Origin of the sequence: Burkholderia theae, assembly GCF_048565265.1 — a bacterium.
GTDB lineage: Bacteria > Pseudomonadota > Gammaproteobacteria > Burkholderiales > Burkholderiaceae > Burkholderia > Burkholderia theae.
In genome coordinates this window covers 90,395-109,041 of record NZ_CP183462.1, presented here as the reverse complement: position 1 = coordinate 109,041, position 18,647 = coordinate 90,395, and the positions used below count along the sequence as shown (strand labels likewise).

Below are 18,647 nucleotides of genomic sequence, written 5' to 3'. Positions count from 1 at the left end.
GGGCGCTCCCCGCGGCGGCCGAGCCCCTCACAGCAGCGGCAGCGTGAGCCGGATATGCTCGGCGAACGCCGCCGTCAGATGCGACGGCCGTTTCCGGTCAAATTTCAGCGTGATTCCTACAGCCGGCAACGGCGGCAACCGCGGATCGCCGTTGACGATCGCCAGGTCGGCCGGCACCGCCGTCTGCGTCATCACCGCGAACGCCTGCCCCGAGCGCACCAGCGCGATCAGCCCCGCGAGACTGCTGCTCGCATACGCGACCCGGTAATCGCGACCGGCGCGGTTCAACGCTTCGCACGCCGCGATGTGGTCGAGCGTGTCGCGATCGGACAGCGCGAGCGGCAGCGGATCGAAATGCGCGGGCTCGAGCCCCGGGTAGCCGATCCAGACCAGTTGCTCGCGGCGAATGATGTCGTCGTTCACACCATCGTCCGGCAATGAAATCATCGCGAGATCGACCGCGCGCTTCTCCAGCTGTTCGAGCAGCCGCGGCGTCGGCCCGCACACGATTTCCACGATCGCCTGCGGATGCTGGCTTGAAAACTGCCGCAGCAGCGACGGCAGAAACACCTCGGCGTAATCGTCCGGGCAGCCGAACCGGATGGTGCCCGACAACCCCGTGCCGCACAGGTCGGCCATCGCCTCGTCGTGCAACCGCAGGATCCGCTGTGCATGCACGAGCAGCCGCTCGCCCGGGTGGGTCAGCACCACGCCGCGGCCGGTGCGCTGGAACAGCGGCTGGTCGACGATATCCTCGAGCCGCTTCATCTGCTGGCTGAGCGCGGACTGCGTGCGCCCGACACGCGCGGCCGCGCGGCTCAGCGCGCGCACCTCGGCGATCACGACGAACGAACGCAGCAGGTCGATTTCAAGCGAAAGCCCCAAGGTATTAGCCCCTTTTCTAGCTCGCATAAGAACTATTCGTTTCCATCAAACCAGACGCGCGCCTAGACTGCAAGCGATCCCTGCCCTTGCCCGGAGAAGCCCGATGTCCCTGAACGACGACGCAACCTTCTGGCACAACGCCAGGCAGCATCTGGTCCGCTACGGCGGTACGTTCGAGCCGATGATCATCGAGCGCGCGAAAGGCAGCTTCGTCTACGACGCGGACGGCCGTGCGATCCTCGATTTCACGTCGGGGCAGATGAGCGCGGTGCTCGGCCACAGCCATCCGGACATCGTCTCCGTCATCAGCGAATACGCAGGCAAGCTCGACCACCTGTTCAGCGGGATGCTGTCGCGGCCGGTCGTCGACCTCGCGACGCGCCTCGCCGACATCACGCCCGACGGGCTCGATCGCGCGCTGCTTCTCAGCACCGGCGCGGAATCGAACGAAGCGGCGATCCGGATGGCGAAGCTCGTCACCGGCAAGTACGAGATCGTCGGCTTCGCGCAGTCGTGGCACGGGATGACGGGCGCGGCCGCATCGGCCACCTACAGCGCCGGCCGCAAGGGCGTCGGCCCGGCCGCCGTCGGCTCGTTCGCGATTCCCGCACCGTTCACGTACCGGCCGCGCTTCGAGCGCAACGGCACCTACGACTTTCTTGCCGAACTCGACTACGCGTTCGACCTGATCGATCGCCAGTCGAGCGGCAACCTCGCCGCGTTCATCGCGGAGCCGATCCTCAGTTCGGGCGGGATCATCGAGTTGCCGGAAGGCTATATGGCGGCGCTCAAGCGCAAGTGCGAAGAGCGCGGCATGCTGCTGATCCTCGACGAAGCGCAGACCGGCGTCGGACGCACCGGCACGATGTTCGCGTGCCAGCGCGACGGCGTGACGCCCGACATCCTGACGCTGTCGAAGACGCTGGGCGCCGGGCTGCCGCTCGCGGCCATCGTGACGTCCGCGGCGATCGAGGAACGCGCGCACGAACTCGGCTACCTGTTCTACACGACGCACGTATCGGATCCGCTGCCGGCGGCCGTCGGCCTGCGCGTGCTGGACGTGGTGCAGCGCGACGGGCTCGTCGCGCGGGCCAACGTGATGGGCGACCGGCTCCGGCGCGGCCTGCTCGACCTGATGGAACGATTCGACTGCATCGGCGACGTGCGCGGACGCGGGCTGCTGCTCGGCGTCGAAATCGTCACGGATCGCCGGACCAAGGAACCGGCCGACGGGCTCGGCGCGAAGATCACGCGCGAGTGCATGAACCTCGGCCTCAGCATGAACATCGTGCAGTTGCCCGGCATGGGCGGCGTGTTCCGCATCGCGCCGCCGCTGACCGTCAGCGACGAAGAGATCGACCTCGGCCTGGCGTTGCTGGAACAGGCGATCGCACGCGCGCTGTAACGGCGCGTGGTAACGCCCTTCCCCGCATGAAGCGATCCGTCGCGCCGGTTCGACCGACCGGCGCGACGGAAACGCAAACGTGTCGTCCGGATTCCCGCCCGATCAGCGCACGCCGGCCGCCCACGCCTCCGCATCCGCGCCGGCCGGAATGCGCATCGGGCTCGACGGATCGGTCGCCGCGCGCCACACCGCTTCGGCGACATCCTGCGCATGAGTGACCTGCCCCGACGGATCGAGCATGCGCGCGACCGCCTGCCCGACAAACTCCGCATACGCCTCGTGTTCGAAGCCGTGCATGTGCGCCCGCGCGTTGTCGCCGAAACGCGTGTCGGGCGCGCGGCCCGGCAGCACGAGATGCGTGCGCACGCCGAACGGTTCGAGTTCGACCGCCATCGATTCGGTGAACGCGTTGACCGCCGCCTTGCTGGCCCGATACGCGCTGACCAGCGGCAGCGCCTTCAGCGTGACGCTCGACGTGACGTTCACGACCACCCCGGCCCCGCGCCGGCGAAACTGCGGCAGCACCGCCTGCGTGACCGCGATCGTACCGATCGTGTTGGTCTCGAACAGCGCGCGCACCGTATCGAGCGGCGTGAGTTCGGCCGGCGCGGCCGCGCCGAAACCCGCGTTGTTGACGAGCACGTCGATCGGGCCTGCCGCGTCGATCGCCGCGCGGATGCTGTCCGCGTTCGTCACGTCGAGCGCCAGCACGCGCAGGCGCTCGGACGGCGGCAGCACGTCCTCGCGCGGCGTGCGCATCGTCGCGACGACCTGCCAGTCGCGGGCCAGGAAATGGCGGGCGATTTCGAGGCCGAAGCCGGAGGAACAGCCGGTAATCAGTACGGTCTTCATGCGAACTCCTGGGATGTGTGGGGCATGTGTCCGTACGATAGATGGCCGGATCCGTATTCGCTACAATTGAAAATCCGCTTTTCTTTTGCGAGAGTCCGGCGATGATCGATCCGCTGACCGAAGTCGTGACGCTGCTGCAACCGGGCGCGCGGCACTCCAAGTCCGTTCAATGCGCGAGCCCCTGGTCCGTCAGCCGCGCGGTCGCCGGCGAGCCGTTTTATTGCGCGATCCTCGACGGCGGGTGCCGCATCGCGATCGACGGGCACGCGCCGATCGAACTGCTGCCCGGTGATTTCATCCTGATCCCGGCGGCCTACGGCATCGCGATGTCGAGTCTCGCGCCGCTGCCGCCGGGGGTCAAAACGGGCCCGCCGCTCATGCTCGACAGCGGCGAACACCGGGTCGGCGATCCGGGCAACCCGGTCGATACGCGGATGATGGTCGGCCACTGCAGCTTCGGCTCGCCCGACGCGGCGCTGCTGGTGTCGCTGCTGCCGCAATGCGTGCACGTGCGCGGCGAACCGCGGCTGACCACGCTCGTGCAACTGGTGCGCGACGAATCGCGTGCGCAGCGGCCCGCGCGCGAGATCGTGCTGTCACGCCTGCTGGAAGTGTTGCTGATCGAGGCGTTGCGGTTCACGGCCGGCACGAACGCATCGCCCGGCCTCGTGCGCGGGCTCGCCGACAGCCGCCTCGCGGCCGCGATCCGCCGGATGCACGAACGCCCCGCGCATCCGTGGACGATCGTCGAGCTGGCGAAGGAAGCGGCACTGTCGCGCTCGACGTTCTTCGAACGCTTCAGCCGCGCGGTCGGCGTCGCGCCGATGGAATACCTGCTCACGTGGCGCATGGCGCTCGCGAAGGATCTGCTCCGCCGCAACGAAGGCCGCATCGCCGAGATCGCGGGGCGCGTCGGCTACAGTTCCGCGAGCACGTTCAGTGTCGCGTTCACGCGGCATGTCGGGCGGCCGCCGGCGCGGTATGCGCGTGATGAACAGGTGGTGGTGAACGAGGTCAGCGATGCACCAGCACGTTGACGAGCTTGCCGAACGGATCGCGCACATAAAAGCGCCGCACGCCCCACGGCTCGTCGACCGGGCCATATTCGACGGAAATGCCCGCCTCATGCACACGCACGAGCGCTTCGTCGAGATCGTCGACTTCGATCGACAGGTCGGGCGTCGGCGTGCCCGACCCGCCTTGCGCTGCAAAGCTGATCTGCACGTCCATCTGCTCGGCATTGCCGTAGGTCGCGATCCAGCCGTGGTCCATCAGCAGATCGAGACTGAAGATCTGCTGATAGAAGCGCTTTGCGTCGTCGACCGACTGTGTGTCGATATTGGCGACGATCCGTTTGACTTTCATCGGGTTCCTCCGCGAACCGGGTCGTTTCGCGAAGCTACACCGGAACCGCCTGCGCAACCAGCGGCTCAGCGCCCGGCCGCCTCCATCTCCGCGCGCCGGGCTCGCGTGGCCCGCTCGCCTGGCTTGCTGGCCAGCCACACGCCGATCGCGACGACAACGATGCCGAGGTAAGTCGACAGCTGGATGCTGTCACCGAACATCCACGCGGCCCAGGTCAGCGTCACGGGCGGTTCGAGATAAACGAGGGTCGCCACGCGCGTCGCGGGCATGCGCTTGAGCAGTGCCCACAACGTCAGGTACGCCATGAAGGTCGAGAACACCGTCAACCACACGACGGACACCCAGACATTCGGCTGGGTCGGCACGTGCAGGTCGCCCGTGACGATCCCGCACACCGCGAACAGGACGAGGCTGACGCCCCCCTGCACGAACAGCGGCAGAAACAGCCCGTCCTCGTTGCTGCGCGCGGCCGTCAGCGCGCGCCGCCGCTGATAGATCGTCGCGACCGACAGCCCCAGCGCGGAAACCAGCGGCAGGATGTACATGACGATGCTGACCGACCCGGTCGGCAACGCGTATTGCCCGCCGATCACGATGCCCACGCCGACGAATCCGGCGACGAGCCCGACCCACTGCCGCGCCCCGCTGCGCTCGCTGCCCTCCAGCGTCGTCATCGCTGCCGTGATGAGCGGTTGCAATGCGGCAATGACCGCCGCGATGCCCGGCGGCAGGCCATGCTGAATGGCCACGTAGACGCAGCTCAGATACAGGAACTGCGACAGGAAGCCGATCACCGCGTGATAGCGGATTTTTTCCAGCGTCAGGCGCCCGAGCTGCCGGTTGAGGACGATCGCCAGGCACAGCGTCACGAGCAGGAAACGCCAGAAGAGCAGGTTGAACGCACCGGCCGTCTCCGCGCCGAGCTTCGCACCGATGAAGCCCGAACTCCACGACAACACGAAAACAAGCTGGATCAGGAATAGCTGCATGGGCGAAGGCGCTCAGGATGTTGCCATGGACAAGCGGGTGTCTTTCAGATCCTCGGCCCGGATCGGTGCGAGCCCGAGGCGGTGGTACTGCATCTCCGCGTTGTCCCTGAGGCTGCGCCGCAGGGCCAGCCAGTTGACGATGGTGCGCGGAATGCCGTCGTCCGACGCGAGATGCCAGAAGCCGTTATCGTCCTCGCGCGTGTACGGGCAATGGAACGACAACACCAGCGACATGCGACGCCCCGCCGTTACCGGCTCGACGCCATGGAACAGCTTGCTGCCGTAGATGAGCAGCGCATCGCCCGCTCTGTCCAGGTTCGCCGTCTTCACATGCGTGCGCGCCGGGTCATGCCGGTCGAACGTCTCGGCGGTCGATTCGTAGAACAGAAAATTGCCGCCGGCATAGTCGGATCGATCCGACAGCACGATATTCAGCACGAAGCTCGTGCCGTCCGTGTGCCACATGCCCAACTGTTCCTTGCCGTCGTGCTGCGCCGTCGGATAGTAATAGTTGAACTGCGACCGCGCATTGACCATCGGATACGGGATCAGCGGCGCGCCGGCGAGACGCGACAGCCTCAACAGGAACGCGCGGTCGTGCATCATGTCGTCGATGAACCGCGAGCGGTTCGTCACCGCGCGTACCCGCTTCGAGATGATCCAGTTGCTGCTCGACGCGCTGCCTTCCAGCGCCCGGCCGATCTCGCGCAACGCGGCGATCGCCTCGTCGGTGAACAGCCCGCGCAGGCTGCACACCGCATTGAGCGCGCTCGTGCGCGTGCCGCGCATCGGCTCGTCGCCGTAGCCGAGATCGTCGAGGTTGCGGCGATATCGCAACTCGTAGCCGTCGCGCAGGCAATCGCTCGTCCAGCGCATCGGTTCCGTCGACGCATCCAGCGTGCCGCCGACGTTCGCGCCGCCGGCGAGCGACGTCTGCAACGCAAGCCTCACCCGGTCGAACCCGCGCGCAAACACCGGCAATGCATTCCCCTTGTTCATCGCGTGCCTCGCTTTCGCCGTTGCGGCGTTCAGCCCTTGAACTGGGCGATCTGGTACACGACGCTGCCATCCCCGCTGCGCAGCTCGTCGATCACGCGGCAATTGCCGTGACTGGCACGCACGTGGCGAAATTGCTCCGGCGTGTATTTCAGGCAGATGTTGGTGATCAGATGCCCGTCGGCGCCGGCTTTCGACACCGGCTGCAACGTGACCGCGACATGGAACTGGTCGCCGAGCAGGTTGAGCCGGACGATCGAAACATGATGCTCGCCGAGCGGCTCGAAGCCCTGCTGCCGGCTGACGATTTCGGAGAACCGCACCATGTTCTCGTTCCGGTAGAAGTTGTAGATCGGCTCTTCGCGGCCATCGACGAGCAGTTGCATCTCCGACACGACGTAGGTCGACTTGCCGCCGAGATTGCGAATCAGCCGGCCGATCGTCACGGGCAATTCATTGCCCTCCTGGAAACCGAGCATCGTGATCAAGGTCACGTCCTGGCCCAGGTCGATGTGATCCCACTGCACGTTCCGATAATCGTCGGCGATGTAGTTGAAGCAGCCGGGCGTCTTCAGGAACGGCATGATCGCGTGCCGCATCGCGTCTTCCGACGACTCGTTGATGTCGACGGCCGTGTAGCGCAAATGGTCCGGCCCGCCGCCGCTGACGGCCTTCATCAGTTCGGTCGTCTTGACCGGCTCCGGCCCGAGTTCGATGTAGTGCACATCGCGGCCGCGCGACAGCGTCGCAAGACGTTCGCTCAACGCACCGATCGCTTCCCGCAACGATCCGTTGCCGTCGCGGTCCGCGCACAGCGCCGGACTCCGTACGCCCAGTTCGTTCAGGTTCCGCATCAGCGAAAAAACTTCGCGCCCTGCCTCCCTGCGCTGCGCGCCATCGTCATGCCGCGCCAGCGTCGAATATTTTTCGTGATTCTCGACCGTCCATACCGACTCCGCCTTCAGCTTCCTGTCCCGCACCAGCGCATCTACGACAAAATCATTGATAGACATGAAATCGTTCCCCGGATACGTGTCACGCTTGATCGACCTGCCTGCATTCGTCTGCCTGTTGACCCGAGGATAGGGACGCTTAATAATTCCGTCAATCGACATTACGTGAATCACTAATTCGGAAAATCAGAATCATGCCGCGCACCCTGGACGTCGATCTGCTGCGTACCTTCCACGCCGTCGCGAAGCTCGGCCGCTTCAAGGACGCGGCCGTCTATGTGAACCGCAGCCCGTCGTCGGTCACCGCGCAGATCCAGAAGCTGGAAGAGATGGTCGCGCAGCGCTTGTTCACGCGAAACAACCAGTCGGTCGAACTCACGCAGTACGGCCACAAGCTGCTCGGCGACACCACGGAATTCCTGTTGAGCCACGATCGGCTCGTCGAATCGCTGTCGCCGCAGATGCTGACCGGCAAGCTGCGGCTCGGCATCCCCGATTCGTACGCGGCGCACTTCATGGCCGAGTTCCTGCCGCGCTTCGCCGCCGACCGGCCGTTGCTCGAACTGACGGTCGAAGCACGCTCCAGCGAGGAACTGCAGCTGCTGTTCGCGCGCGGCCAGCTGGACATCACGATCGCCGTGGTACCGAAGGCGCTGCCGCATGGCGAGCTGCTCAGCAAGACCCATCCGGTCTGGGTCGCTGCGCGGACGTTCAAGTTCAACCCCGATGCGCCGCTGCCGATCGCGGTGCAATTGCAGGGATGCCCGTACCGGGACACCGCGCTGAACGCGCTGAAGAAGGAGCGGATCGCACACCGGATGCTGCTCGAGAGCGCGAGTTCGCCGGCGGTCGAAGCCTGTATCGCCAACGGCCTCGCGGTCGGCCTGATCGAGCACGATCGCGTGTCCGGCAACCTGACGAGCCACGTTACGGGCATCGTGCTGCCCGATCTGCCGCCGCACCTGATCTATATCCTGACCGACGACGGCAATCGCGCCGCGCTGCATCTGCGCGACGTGCTGAAAAGCACGTTCAGGATCGGACAATGAAAACAGGGCCTCGAAAGGCCCTGTGTGAGTCGGTCTTGCGTTGGCGCTTCAAAACGACAGCGGCTATTTATTGCGCGTCCAGCAACTCGGGTTTGTTCGTCGTCACCCACGCCTTCACGTCGGTCATGAGCGCCGTCGCACTGGCAAGACATTCATTGACCGCGGACGCTTGAACCACGTCTCCGGAGTAATCGGACAGATTGCGCTGCTTGCGCAGCGCATCGAGGCTAACGCCGAGTAAGTTCTGCAAGGTCATCGTCGCTACCGATCAGGAAGATCTTGGGTTTTCCAAGCACGTCCCGCAAGAATGCGTCGTGCCCTTCGACACCGGCACGAAACTCGTCGGCTGACAGTACCTGAGGATTGATATCCCGCCCCAATGTCGCTTGAGCATCGTAAAGCATCCCTACCACCGCGGCGAACCCGACCGAACCGATCACCATCACGTCGACATCGCTGTCCGCCGTCTCCTGGCCGCGCGCGACCGAGCCGAACACGAAGGCCACGGCGATTTGCTCGGCGCAAGGCAGCAGTGCTTCAGCCAGCACGTCACCCATGCCTGAGGTCTTTCGCATGATCGAAGCCAGCTCCTCATAGATCGGACAGCTTCGATTGGCGCGATAAACCACCTGATTGCCCTGTCGATCCCGGCTCAAGATGCCAGCTTCGGCCAGTTTGCTCAGTTCCTTGTGCAGCGTACCGGGGGTTGTGCCCGTCAAACGGGCAATTTCGCGAACGTGCAACGCCTGATCAGGCCGCAACAGGAGCAGGCCCAGCACACGGCGCCGGTAGTCGCTAAATAGGGTCGGGGCGATGGATCGTAGCATGATTGGCTACGATTGTAGCCGAATTGGCTACGATATGTTGTTACGCTGAATGCGCTTGTCGGTCCGGATCGGCAAGCTGAATGTAGCCGATTAGGCTACGATCGAAGCCAGATCAGCTACATAATCGCTGCAAATCTGTGTTCCAAAGCGTCACAAGACGAAGACCACGCCAATCAGATCAGCACCGCCGCCGGCCCGTTGCAGGCCGGCGGCGTCCCTCCATCAACCGCCGAGATAAGCCTGCTTGATCCGGTCGTTCGCGAGCAGGTTCGAGCCCGTATCGGCGAGCACCACGCGCCCCGTTTCCAGCACATACCCGCGATCGGCCACACCGAGCGCCTTGTTCGCGTTCTGCTCGACCAGAAACACCGTCACGCCTTCCTCGCGGATCGTCCGAATGATGTCGAAGATCTGCGCGATCACGAGCGGCGCGAGGCCAAGCGTCGGCTCGTCGAGCAGCAACAAACGCGGCTTGCTCATCAGCGCGCGGCCGATCGCGAGCATCTGCTGCTCGCCGCCCGACATCGTGCCCGCCCGCTGCGTCGCACGCTCCTTCAAACGCGGAAACAGCTTGAACACATGCTCGGTGCCTTCGTCGATCTCGTGACGGCTCGCGAAGAACCCGCCCATCTTCAGGTTCTCGAGCACCGTCAGGCTCGGAAACACGCGCCGCCCTTCCGGCGAGATCGCCATCCCCTGCCGCATGATCTGGTGCGTCGACATCGCGGTGATGTCCTTGCCCTCGAACAGCACGCGGCCCGACGAGGCGCGCGGCGTGCCGCACACGGTCATCATCAGCGTCGTCTTGCCGGCGCCGTTACTGCCGATCAGCGTGACGATCTCGCCCTTGTTCACCTCGATCGACACGCCCGCGAGCGCTTCGACCGCGCCGTAGTGCGTATGGACCTGTTCCAGCTTCAGCATCACTCTTCCCCCAGATACGCCTTGATCACGCGCGGGTCGTTGCGGACCGCTTCCGGCGTGCCGATCACGATCGGCCGGCCGTGCTCCATCACGAGGATGCGGTCCGACACGCCCATCACGAGGCTCATGTCGTGTTCGATCAGCAGCACCGACACGCCGAACTCGCGGCGCAGCTTGTCGATCAGGTGCTGCAGCTCGATCTTCTCCTGCGGGTTGAGACCGGCCGCCGGCTCGTCGAGCATCAAGAGACGCGGCTCGGTGATCATGCAGCGCGCGATCTCCAGACGCCGCTGATGCCCGTACGACAGCGTGCCGGCCGGCCGGTTGGCGACCGACTTCAGCCCCATCCGTTCGAGCCACACGGCCGCGCGTTCGAGCGCTTCCTTCTCGGCGCGGCGATACGCGGGCGTCGAGAACAGACCGGGCAGCAGCCCTGCCTTCACCTTGCGGTGCTGCGCGACGAGCAGGTTCTCGACGACCGTCAGCGACTTGAACAGGCGGATGTTCTGGAACGTGCGCACCAGGCCCTTCAGCGCGATCTTGTGGCTCGGCAGCCCGGCGATCTGGTGGCCGTCGAGCTCGACCGCGCCGGAAGTCGGCTTGTAGAAGCCGCCGACGCAGTTGAACACCGTGGTCTTGCCCGCGCCGTTCGGCCCGATGATCGCGAACACCTCGTCGCGGCGCACGTCGAAATCGATGCCGTCCACCGCGAGCAACCCGCCGAAGCGCATCTGCAGCCCGGCGACCGTCAACAGTTCTGCATTCGCGCTCATTGCGGCAGCTCCACGTGGGGACGGCTCGCGGGCAGCAGGCCCTGCGGACGCCACATCATCATCAACACCATCACGAGACCGAAAATCAGCATCCGGTATTCGGCGAAGCCGCGCGCGACTTCCGGCAGCACGGTCAGCAGGATCGCCGCGAGAATCACGCCGAGCTGCGAGCCCATCCCGCCGAGCACGACGATCGCGAGGATCAGCGCCGACTCGATGAAGGTGAACGATTCAGGATTCACGAGGCCCTGACGCGCCGCGAAGAACGCGCCGCCGATACCGGCGAACGACGCGCCGAGCGTGAACGCCGACAGCTTGATGCGCGTCGGGTTCAGGCCGAGCGAACGGCACGCGATCTCGTCGTCGCGCAGCGCTTCCCACGCACGGCCCATCGGCATGCGGATCAGGCGGCTCGTCACGAACAGCGTGAAGCCGACCAGCACCAGCGCGATCAGGTACAGGAAGATCACCATGTGCTCGCCGCTGTATTCCAGCCCGATCAGTTCATGGAAGGTCTTCGCGCCTTCGACGCTCGCCGAGCGCGCCATCTCGAAGCCGAACACCGTCGGCTTCGCGATGCCCGAGATGCCGTCCGGGCCGCCCGTCAGGCTCGTCAGGTTGTTCGCCATCAGCCGGATGATTTCGCCGAAGCCGAGCGTGACGATCGCGAGATAGTCGCCGCGCAGCCGCAGCACCGGGAAGCCGAGCAGGAAGCCGAACGTCGCCGCCGCGATCGCGGCCAGCGGCAGGCATTCCCAGAACGACAGCCCGAAATACTGGTTGAGCATCGCGTACGTATAACCGCCGACCGCGTAGAACCCGACATAACCGAGATCCAGCAGCCCCGCGAAACCGACGACGATGTTCAGCCCGAGGCCGAGGATCACGTAGATCAGCGCGAGCGTCGCGACGTCCACCGCGCCGCGCGAACCGAAGAACGGCCACACGAGCCCGACCGCGAGCAGCACCCACACGATCACGCGCTGCTGCTGCGCGCCCATCGCGGGCACTGCCGGCAGCTTCACCGCCGATTTCGCGCGCATGAGCCACGGCTTGAACAGCTGGAACAGGAACACGGCCGCGACCGCGATCCACACCGGCCGCCAGTGCGGCGTCAGCACGACCTGATAACCGTCGAGCTGCAACTGCAGGCCGAGCACGGGGATCGTGAGGATCGCCGTCAGGAACGCGGCGGCCACGGCGTTTTTCAGCGCCTGGCCGAACGATGCGTCGGCGGCCGGGCGGCGAACGGAAATGACAGTACTCATCTGCGTCTCCCTCAAACCTTTTCGATGTCCGACTTGCCGAGCAGGCCGGTCGGGCGGAAGAGCAGGATCAGCACGAGCAGGCCGAACGCGACGACGTCCTTGTACTCGGCCGGCATGTAGCCTGCGGCAAAGGTTTCCGCGAGGCCGAGCAGCACGCCGCCGAGCATCGCGCCCGGGATGCTGCCGATCCCGCCGAGCACCGCGGCGGTGAACGCCTTGATGCCCGCGACGAAGCCGATATACGGATTCAGCTTGCCGATCGTCAGCCCGATCAGCACGCCACCGACGGCGGCCAGCATCGCGCCGAGCACGAACGTGAACGAGATCACGCGGTTCGTGTCGATGCCGAGCAGGTTCGCCATCTTCATGTCCTCGGCGCACGCGCGGCACGCACGGCCCATCCGCGAATGCCCGATGAACAGCGTGAGCGCGATCATCAGCACCACCGTCACGCAGACGATCATCAGGCGCGAATACGGGATGGTCACGTCGAAGTCGCCGCCGAGATGGATGTCGAACGCGCCGGAGATCAGCACCGGCACGGACACGTCGCGCGCGCCCTGGCCGATCTGCACGTAGTTCTGCAGGAAGATCGACATGCCGATCGCGGAGATCAGCGGCACGAGGCGCGGGCCACCGCGCAGCGGCCGATACGCGACGCGCTCGACCGCGAAGCCGTACAGGCCCGTGACGATCACCGACACGATCAGTGCGGCGCCGAGCACGAGCGGCAGCGGATAACCGGCGGAGACGCCGATCGCGGTCAGGGTCACGAGGCCCACGTACGCGCCGATCATGTAGATCTCGCCGTGGGCGAAGTTGATCATGCCGATGATGCCGTAGACCATCGAATAGCCGATGGCGATCAGCGCATAGATCGCACCCAGCGTCAGGCCGTTGACCAGCTGCTGGGCGAATTGAGGAAAGAAGTCAGTCATGTGCGGGAAGCTCCCGTTGGCACTGCGCCGCAGGCCGCAACCGGATCACGGCGCGACCGCGCGCAACGCACGGTGTTCGTCTCGGACCGCCCGTCAGCCGCGGAACGGCCAAATGCGCACGCGCCCTGCCCGGGTCACGGGCAGAGCGGGTGCGCGGGGCGGGTACTCCGTTTTTAGTTGGCGGCGGTCTTCGTCGCGTCCTTGTGCCACGTGTAGACGACGAACTTGAACGCCTTCAGGTCGCCCTGAGCGTCATACGCCACCTTGCCGATCGGCGTGTCGAACGTCGTCTTGTGCATGTACGCGGCGACCTTGGTCGGGTCGGTCGTCTTTGCGCCAGCGATCGCGTCGGCGATGATCTTCACCGCGGCGTACGACGGCATCTGGAACGGGCCGTTCGCATCGCGCTTCTTGTCCGCGAACGCCTTCACCAGTGCTGCGTTGGCCGGATCGGCCGTGAAGTCGGCCGGCAGCGTGACGAGCATGCCTTCCGAAGCCGGGCCGGCGATTGCCGTCACGTCCTTGTTGCCCACGCCTTCAGGCCCCATGAACGTTGCCTTCACGCCCTGCTCGCGCGCCTGGCGCATCAGCAGGCCCATTTCCGGGTGGTAGCCGCCGAAGTAGACGAAATCGACGCCTTGCGACTTCAGCTTCGTGATGATCGCCGAGTAATCCGAATCGCCGGCGTTGATGCCTTCGAACAGCACGACCGGGATCTTCGCGGCTTCGAGGTCCTTCTTCACCGACGACGCGATGCCTTGGCCGTACGACTGCTTGTCGTGCAGCACCGCAACCTTCTTCGGCTTCACGTTGTTGATGATGTACTTCGCGGCGGCCGGGCCTTGCTGGTCGTCACGGCCGATCGTGCGGAAGATGAAGTGACGCTTCTTGCCTTCGGTCAGCTGCGGCGCGGTGGCCGACGGCGTGACCATCACGATGCCTTCGTTCTCGTAGATGTCGGATGCGGGGATCGTCGAGCCCGAGCACACGTGGCCGATCACGTACTTGATCTTCTGGCTGACGATCTTGTTCGCGACGGCGACGGCCTGCTTCGGTTCGCATGCGTCGTCCATCATCACGACTTCGAACTTGTTGCCGCCCGCACCGCCTGCTGCGTTGATCTGTTCGATCGCGGTCAGCGCGCCGGCCTTCACCATGTCGCCATATTGGGCGACCGAGCCGCTCATCGGACCAGCGATGGCGATCTTCACGGTTTCCGCTTGCGCGGTGGCGGCGCCGGCGGCGAACAGCACGGCGGCGACGGAAATGGACGTAAGACGGGACAGCGTCATCTGGGAGCTCCTCGATGTTGTTTAGTCATACGGGCAAAGGCGGCATGACTTGCGCAATCGAACAGCACCCGGGGCGAGGACATGGGACACGCCCGAGACACATAGAAGACGGAACTCCAGCGGAATGTTGCGTAGCGGGGCCCGGCTCTTGCAGTCCCCGAAGGGGACGTCTGGTTCGGAAAGACATCATCGTGATGCGTCTTGCATTGCGCAAGCGTTTCGCCTGCCCCGCTTGCCAAACCGCTTGATCGGAGGGATGGTCCGACAGCCGTTGGCAAGGCAGTCGAAATTATATGGGCGTTTTTAAATCGTCTGTCAAAAATGCCGGTCGACCGAGGGAAAACACGTAGGGATGAGGGGGGGTCGGTAGCAATGACGGCGCAACCTTTCGGCTTCGATAACGGCTGCAGGGAGTGCAATCTGGTTGCTATTGAAGGGAGTGGTCGGGCGCTGTGCCTTGGTGGGTATGACATCTGCTGACAGGCGGTCGTGTTCGGTGTACTTCGGGCCGGCAAAGGGCCGTATCGGCGCGGTTCAATCGACTGATGATTGGTTTGGCGAGCACCATTGAGGTGCGTTGGATGGGGGTGCTCAAACCTACCGTTAGCCGACGGTTTTCTCGTCTTCGAAAGGTTGTAGTTATTAATATGAAATAATGTAGGCTCGCCTCTGCAATCCAGCCAGCCTCCCCGCGAAGCGCGTCCGCCGCGCTTCGTCGTCGCTTCAGAGCCGTTTCGACGGCCATCCGTTGCCCAGCCGCCAGCCAGTGATCTGCCGTTTTTTTCAATGCACATCACCTGATTTGGATCGCTGATGAATCATTCCTTCTGCCTGTCTTCCGCCGCCGCGATTGCGTGTGCGCTTTCTGTTTCCGCCGCCGATGCGTCGGGGCGCGATACGCTGACCGATCGGTCGGCCGGGACCAATGTGTTTCGCGCGGAGCGTCGTGCCGCCGCTCGTGACGATGGGCACGCGGCACGTGCGAATCGTCGCGTGCAGTACGCCGCGCCCGCCAAGCGCGGCCCGTTCGATACGCCCGATACGCGGCCGCTGCGTGTTTCGGGCGATGCGCTTGAGCCGCAGCCCTCTCGTGCGCGTGAATCTGATTGGGACTTGCCGGCAAACCGTGTCGCGCTCGGTGCAGGCGGCAGCGACAGCCTCGGGCGCGCATTGCCCGGAACCGAACAGCGCGCGCAGAACTGGAATGAATATCTGCGGGCTAACGGTTCGCGGCCGGCGGGTAGTAGCGGCTCATATGCGCCGACGCGGCCGTACGATGCCCCGCGTGGTCCGCATGGGGCACCGAATCCGTTTGATCCTTCGGTGCCGCAACCGGAGACGCGCACGTTTTACGACAACGGCGCAGGTACGCATTGCACAGCGACGGGTGGCGCGGGGACGTCGCGATCGTCTTGCAATATCGCCTGGTGATGCGTGGCGTCGGGCGGTAGCAACTGCCCGGCGCGCTGCGCGCCTTCGCGCAGCGCGGCCGCATCCTGCGGCGTTGCCTGTTACAGCTGCTTGATGACCAGCCTTCCCGGCTCAATCGTGATCTGCACCTTTCGGCCCGGGATAAAACGCGCATCGTTGACGAGCCACATTCCGCCGATCTTCATATACGGATAAAACGTATCCGGCCTGATGTGCATGCGTTTCGGTACACCCCAGGATTCCTGGATCGTTACGAAGCGTTCCGTGATCGGGGGACGTGCTTTATCATTCGCCTTAGCCATGGGCAACTCCACTGTAGTTGGCTGTGGTTAGCGGGTCGTGAGTGTTGGTAGCACTTGCGGCCCGCGCTCGTTTACGGCGGTGTTTGTGTGGTTTGGATTCCTCTGTTGTTGGTGGGTCGGTGGAAACGGGACTGCGACATGTGGATCAGGACGTCTGGCGTATCAATCCGCGCGCGCGATTATCACTGGCTGAACATTGCCCATTAGACAGTGTTTGTTGCTTGGGCGCACCCTATCCATTGGTTATAGGCGATCAAGGAGATCCACGCTCACGAACACTGCGAGCGCTGATGGGCGGCGAAAGCGAATCAGCGCGAACATCGATCTGTCGCAGCGAGCGATTGATCAGAACTTGACGATTCGAAACAGTTCGAATGAATCGGACCCGATTGAATACGTACGCTTAGATATGGATGTGACTATTACTCCGCCTTCGTGGTCATACAAATACACAAGAAGCTCTTGCATGGAATGTCCATGTTCAGCGTCTTACGCAGTCCGCAATCAATCTGAAGCGGGCGTCGAATATCCTGCAACCAACGTCCGCTTTTACTCAATTCCGGAACGGTCGCACATGCTATGTGCATAGCGTTGCCTAGCGGCACTTTAAACATTCGGGACCACCGGAGGTTGTAGCGAAGTAAAGGCCTCCAAGCGGGAACCATAGTGCTTTTCAAAGATAGCGCTGATCCTATCGTTAAATTCATCTTCGTCGCGCGGCAATACAAGCCAGGAATAATTAAGAACGAAGTCGCCGCTCTGCAATACCCATTGCCTCGTCAAATCGTAGAGAACTACTGCCGCAAAAAACTGATTGAACACCACAAGCACTTTCTCCTCCTCATGGTCCCTCAACTTTCGCGCAAAAATCCGCCCATCGTCTTCCCGGTCGGAAAACAAAGATAAATGAAATAGCCAAAGATCAAGATCGGACTTACTCGTCGCATGCGTAAGCCAGTAGCCCGGCCAGCAGAAAAAATCGGGGCGATCGAGCTTATCTTCGTTATATTTCAAGAACTCAGAAAACAAGACTCGCGGCACGATATTGTCAGAAGAAAAAGCAAATTTTTCGTGCTCTTCAATGAGCCTTTCTATTTTAGGCTGCCTCAATCTCCAACGCCTAATGATTTTCAACACATCTTTGTAACCATCGAAACCAGCTGCATCACACAGCCTATCCGTGACCTCCCAATATTCCTCCGCACTGTAATCAACGATTGCGGAACGAAGATCGGGCAACTCATCGCCAATAACCTTACATAAAATCGCAAACCTAATTCCCGGATCAGCATCCCGAAAAAAATACTGATAATCTTCAATAGGAATCGGAAAACCAGCCGTCGGATTAATGGACAGATCACAAACCAGAAGAAACAAAGCTACCAGCGGATCATCAACATTCATCGGCTCTGTTGAGTTCGTCAAACTGAGGAAAACTTTAAACGCCTCCCCATATACGTCTTCCAATAAACCGCCAGTCCGTGCCTGTTCGAACGTCAACCCCTCCCCGGCAAAGCCTACGAATTGCAGCTGATTGAAGCGCGCCTGCCCTTCGTAAATTTGGTGCAACCCTAATGGCGCTCGGACAATAGGTGTACCCAGATAGTAACCTTCCATCCTGTTCGCCTTCAGATTCGTAAGATTTACTTCGATTGGTTGCGGGTCAGGTATTACCAACCCTTCCTCATCAAATATTGTGCGAAGAAAACCGAGTACGTGATCGTACGTAACCAAAAAGGAGTGGCCAGCTGATTCAAAATAGCTATCTTTATAAATTTGAATATCGAACCTCGCCGGATCCATGGTAAGAAGAAGATAAAACTCCGTATCCATGAAATTATTGGTCACCGAATTCGCCAGCGAACCAACAGGCGAGTCGGCCGCCAACATCCCAAGCTCTCCTTGAAGACCAAGAGTTTTAATCGATTTTTTTGGGCCAACATCGTCAACAATCGAGCAGAGATTTTCTAGATTGACGTGAGCTTGCAGCGGCGGCAGCATACTCCTAATAAACCCACTAATTGATCCTTTGTGCTGCCACCAATGAATAGTCTCATGCAGGTAAGTAGAATAAGCTTGAATTTCTTCACTTGTAAATTCATCCTCCCCGCGCTCTGATTTATCAACAATAGAATCAACCAAATTATGAATTCGCGGATTCAAACGAAGAACAAATCGACGGCTCTCATACACTCCTCGCGCGTTCAAGCACGAGGCAAAATCTCCGCCTATAAATGCATAATCAGGGTCAAGCAGATCATGCAAAAAATCGAGGGGCTCACCGTCACCGATACGCATACGACTCCCGCCAGGTAAATTTTCATTCGATTGAGGATGCTCTCATTCTTACATCATAGTATCCGATCGGCATTTTTCGTTAAAGTTAAATGTTACATAG

General features: G+C 62.6%; 19 protein-coding genes. 4 read left to right on the top strand and 15 right to left on the bottom strand.

Annotated elements, in window-relative coordinates; all coding sequences use genetic code 11:
- Positions 1–27 precede the first annotated feature (27 nt).
- Positions 28–912 carry a LysR family transcriptional regulator gene (locus ACN22W_RS18010; RefSeq protein WP_419688816.1) on the bottom strand — a complete coding sequence of 295 codons (885 nt, stop codon included), beginning with the start codon at positions 910–912 and terminating at the stop codon, positions 28–30.
- 76 nt (positions 913–988) lie between these two features.
- Here ACN22W_RS18010 and ACN22W_RS18005 point away from each other — a divergent pair, with 76 nt between their 5' ends.
- Positions 989–2,290, top strand: coding sequence for an aspartate aminotransferase family protein (locus ACN22W_RS18005; RefSeq protein ID WP_419688814.1), 1,302 nt, complete (start codon positions 989–991; stop codon positions 2,288–2,290).
- 102 nt (positions 2,291–2,392) lie between these two features.
- Here the strand turns inward: ACN22W_RS18005 and ACN22W_RS18000 are convergent, their stop codons facing one another.
- Complete coding sequence (locus ACN22W_RS18000; protein WP_419688812.1) at positions 2,393–3,142, bottom strand: SDR family oxidoreductase; 750 nt, start codon at positions 3,140–3,142, stop codon at positions 2,393–2,395.
- A 41-nt stretch (positions 3,143–3,183) separates the two neighbouring features.
- On the opposite strand from ACN22W_RS18000, the gene ACN22W_RS17995 reads away from it, so the two are divergent.
- Positions 3,184–4,179, top strand: coding sequence for a cupin domain-containing protein (locus ACN22W_RS17995; RefSeq protein WP_419688810.1), 996 nt, complete (start codon positions 3,184–3,186; stop codon positions 4,177–4,179).
- Here ACN22W_RS17995 and ACN22W_RS17990 read toward each other — a convergent pair.
- The 4 genes from ACN22W_RS17990 to ACN22W_RS17975 all read right to left on the bottom strand — a co-directional run bounded on the left by ACN22W_RS17990 (position 4,157) and on the right by ACN22W_RS17975 (position 7,505).
- Positions 4,157–4,507 carry a VOC family protein gene (locus tag ACN22W_RS17990; protein WP_419688809.1) on the bottom strand — a complete coding sequence of 117 codons (351 nt, stop codon included), beginning with the start codon at positions 4,505–4,507 and terminating at the stop codon, positions 4,157–4,159. The two genes, ACN22W_RS17995 and ACN22W_RS17990, sit on opposite strands and share 23 nt — an antisense overlap.
- A gap of 65 nt (positions 4,508–4,572) precedes the next feature.
- On the bottom strand, positions 4,573–5,496 hold the full coding sequence (locus ACN22W_RS17985; RefSeq protein WP_419688808.1) for a DMT family transporter: 924 nt from the start codon (positions 5,494–5,496) through the stop codon (positions 4,573–4,575).
- Between the two features lie 12 nt (positions 5,497–5,508).
- The gene (locus ACN22W_RS17980) at positions 5,509–6,495 is read right to left on the bottom strand and encodes a 2OG-Fe(II) oxygenase (RefSeq protein WP_419688807.1); all 987 of its coding nucleotides are present in this window, start codon (positions 6,493–6,495) and stop codon (positions 5,509–5,511) included.
- A gap of 29 nt (positions 6,496–6,524) precedes the next feature.
- Positions 6,525–7,505, bottom strand: coding sequence for a hypothetical protein (locus ACN22W_RS17975; protein WP_419688806.1), 981 nt, complete (start codon positions 7,503–7,505; stop codon positions 6,525–6,527).
- A 134-nt stretch (positions 7,506–7,639) separates the two neighbouring features.
- Here ACN22W_RS17975 and ACN22W_RS17970 point away from each other — a divergent pair, with 134 nt between their 5' ends.
- Positions 7,640–8,494 carry a LysR substrate-binding domain-containing protein gene (locus ACN22W_RS17970; protein ID WP_419688805.1) on the top strand — a complete coding sequence of 285 codons (855 nt, stop codon included), beginning with the start codon at positions 7,640–7,642 and terminating at the stop codon, positions 8,492–8,494.
- A 67-nt stretch (positions 8,495–8,561) separates the two neighbouring features.
- Here the strand turns inward: ACN22W_RS17970 and ACN22W_RS17965 are convergent, their stop codons facing one another.
- From ACN22W_RS17965 to ACN22W_RS17935, 7 genes are all read right to left on the bottom strand, one after another.
- On the bottom strand, positions 8,562–8,750 hold the full coding sequence (locus ACN22W_RS17965) for a hypothetical protein (RefSeq protein ID WP_419688804.1): 189 nt from the start codon (positions 8,748–8,750) through the stop codon (positions 8,562–8,564).
- Entirely contained in the window at positions 8,722–9,321 is a 600-nt protein-coding gene (locus tag ACN22W_RS17960; protein ID WP_419688803.1) for a nucleotidyltransferase domain-containing protein, read from the bottom strand. Before ACN22W_RS17960 ends, ACN22W_RS17965 begins: the two co-directional genes overlap by 29 nt.
- 222 nt (positions 9,322–9,543) lie before the next feature.
- Positions 9,544–10,245: an ABC transporter ATP-binding protein gene (locus tag ACN22W_RS17955; RefSeq protein ID WP_419688801.1), complete on the bottom strand. Its 702-nt coding sequence runs from the start codon at positions 10,243–10,245 to the stop codon at positions 9,544–9,546.
- Positions 10,245–11,018: a high-affinity branched-chain amino acid ABC transporter ATP-binding protein LivG gene (gene livG, locus ACN22W_RS17950; protein WP_419688800.1), complete on the bottom strand. Its 774-nt coding sequence runs from the start codon at positions 11,016–11,018 to the stop codon at positions 10,245–10,247. The genes ACN22W_RS17955 and livG overlap by 1 nt, the downstream gene beginning before the upstream one ends.
- Complete coding sequence (locus tag ACN22W_RS17945; protein WP_419688798.1) at positions 11,015–12,286, bottom strand: high-affinity branched-chain amino acid ABC transporter permease LivM; 1,272 nt, start codon at positions 12,284–12,286, stop codon at positions 11,015–11,017. Before ACN22W_RS17945 ends, livG begins: the two co-directional genes overlap by 4 nt.
- 11 nt (positions 12,287–12,297) lie before the next feature.
- Positions 12,298–13,224, bottom strand: a complete 927-nt coding sequence (livH, locus tag ACN22W_RS17940; RefSeq protein ID WP_048243432.1) for a high-affinity branched-chain amino acid ABC transporter permease LivH — start codon at positions 13,222–13,224, stop codon at positions 12,298–12,300.
- 173 nt (positions 13,225–13,397) lie between these two features.
- Positions 13,398–14,516: a branched-chain amino acid ABC transporter substrate-binding protein gene (locus ACN22W_RS17935; RefSeq protein WP_129515573.1), complete on the bottom strand. Its 1,119-nt coding sequence runs from the start codon at positions 14,514–14,516 to the stop codon at positions 13,398–13,400.
- A gap of 813 nt (positions 14,517–15,329) precedes the next feature.
- On the opposite strand from ACN22W_RS17935, the gene ACN22W_RS17930 reads away from it, so the two are divergent.
- On the top strand, positions 15,330–15,947 hold the full coding sequence (locus ACN22W_RS17930; protein ID WP_419688796.1) for a hypothetical protein: 618 nt from the start codon (positions 15,330–15,332) through the stop codon (positions 15,945–15,947).
- A gap of 80 nt (positions 15,948–16,027) precedes the next feature.
- Here ACN22W_RS17930 and ACN22W_RS17925 read toward each other — a convergent pair whose 3' ends face one another.
- Together ACN22W_RS17925 and ACN22W_RS17920 are read right to left on the bottom strand one after the other, a co-directional pair.
- Positions 16,028–16,249, bottom strand: coding sequence for a hypothetical protein (locus tag ACN22W_RS17925; protein WP_193099943.1), 222 nt, complete (start codon positions 16,247–16,249; stop codon positions 16,028–16,030).
- Positions 16,250–16,855: 606 nt separating this feature from the next.
- The gene (locus ACN22W_RS17920) at positions 16,856–18,547 is read right to left on the bottom strand and encodes a hypothetical protein (protein ID WP_419688794.1); all 1,692 of its coding nucleotides are present in this window, start codon (positions 18,545–18,547) and stop codon (positions 16,856–16,858) included.
- Positions 18,548–18,647: the final 100 nt, after the last annotated feature.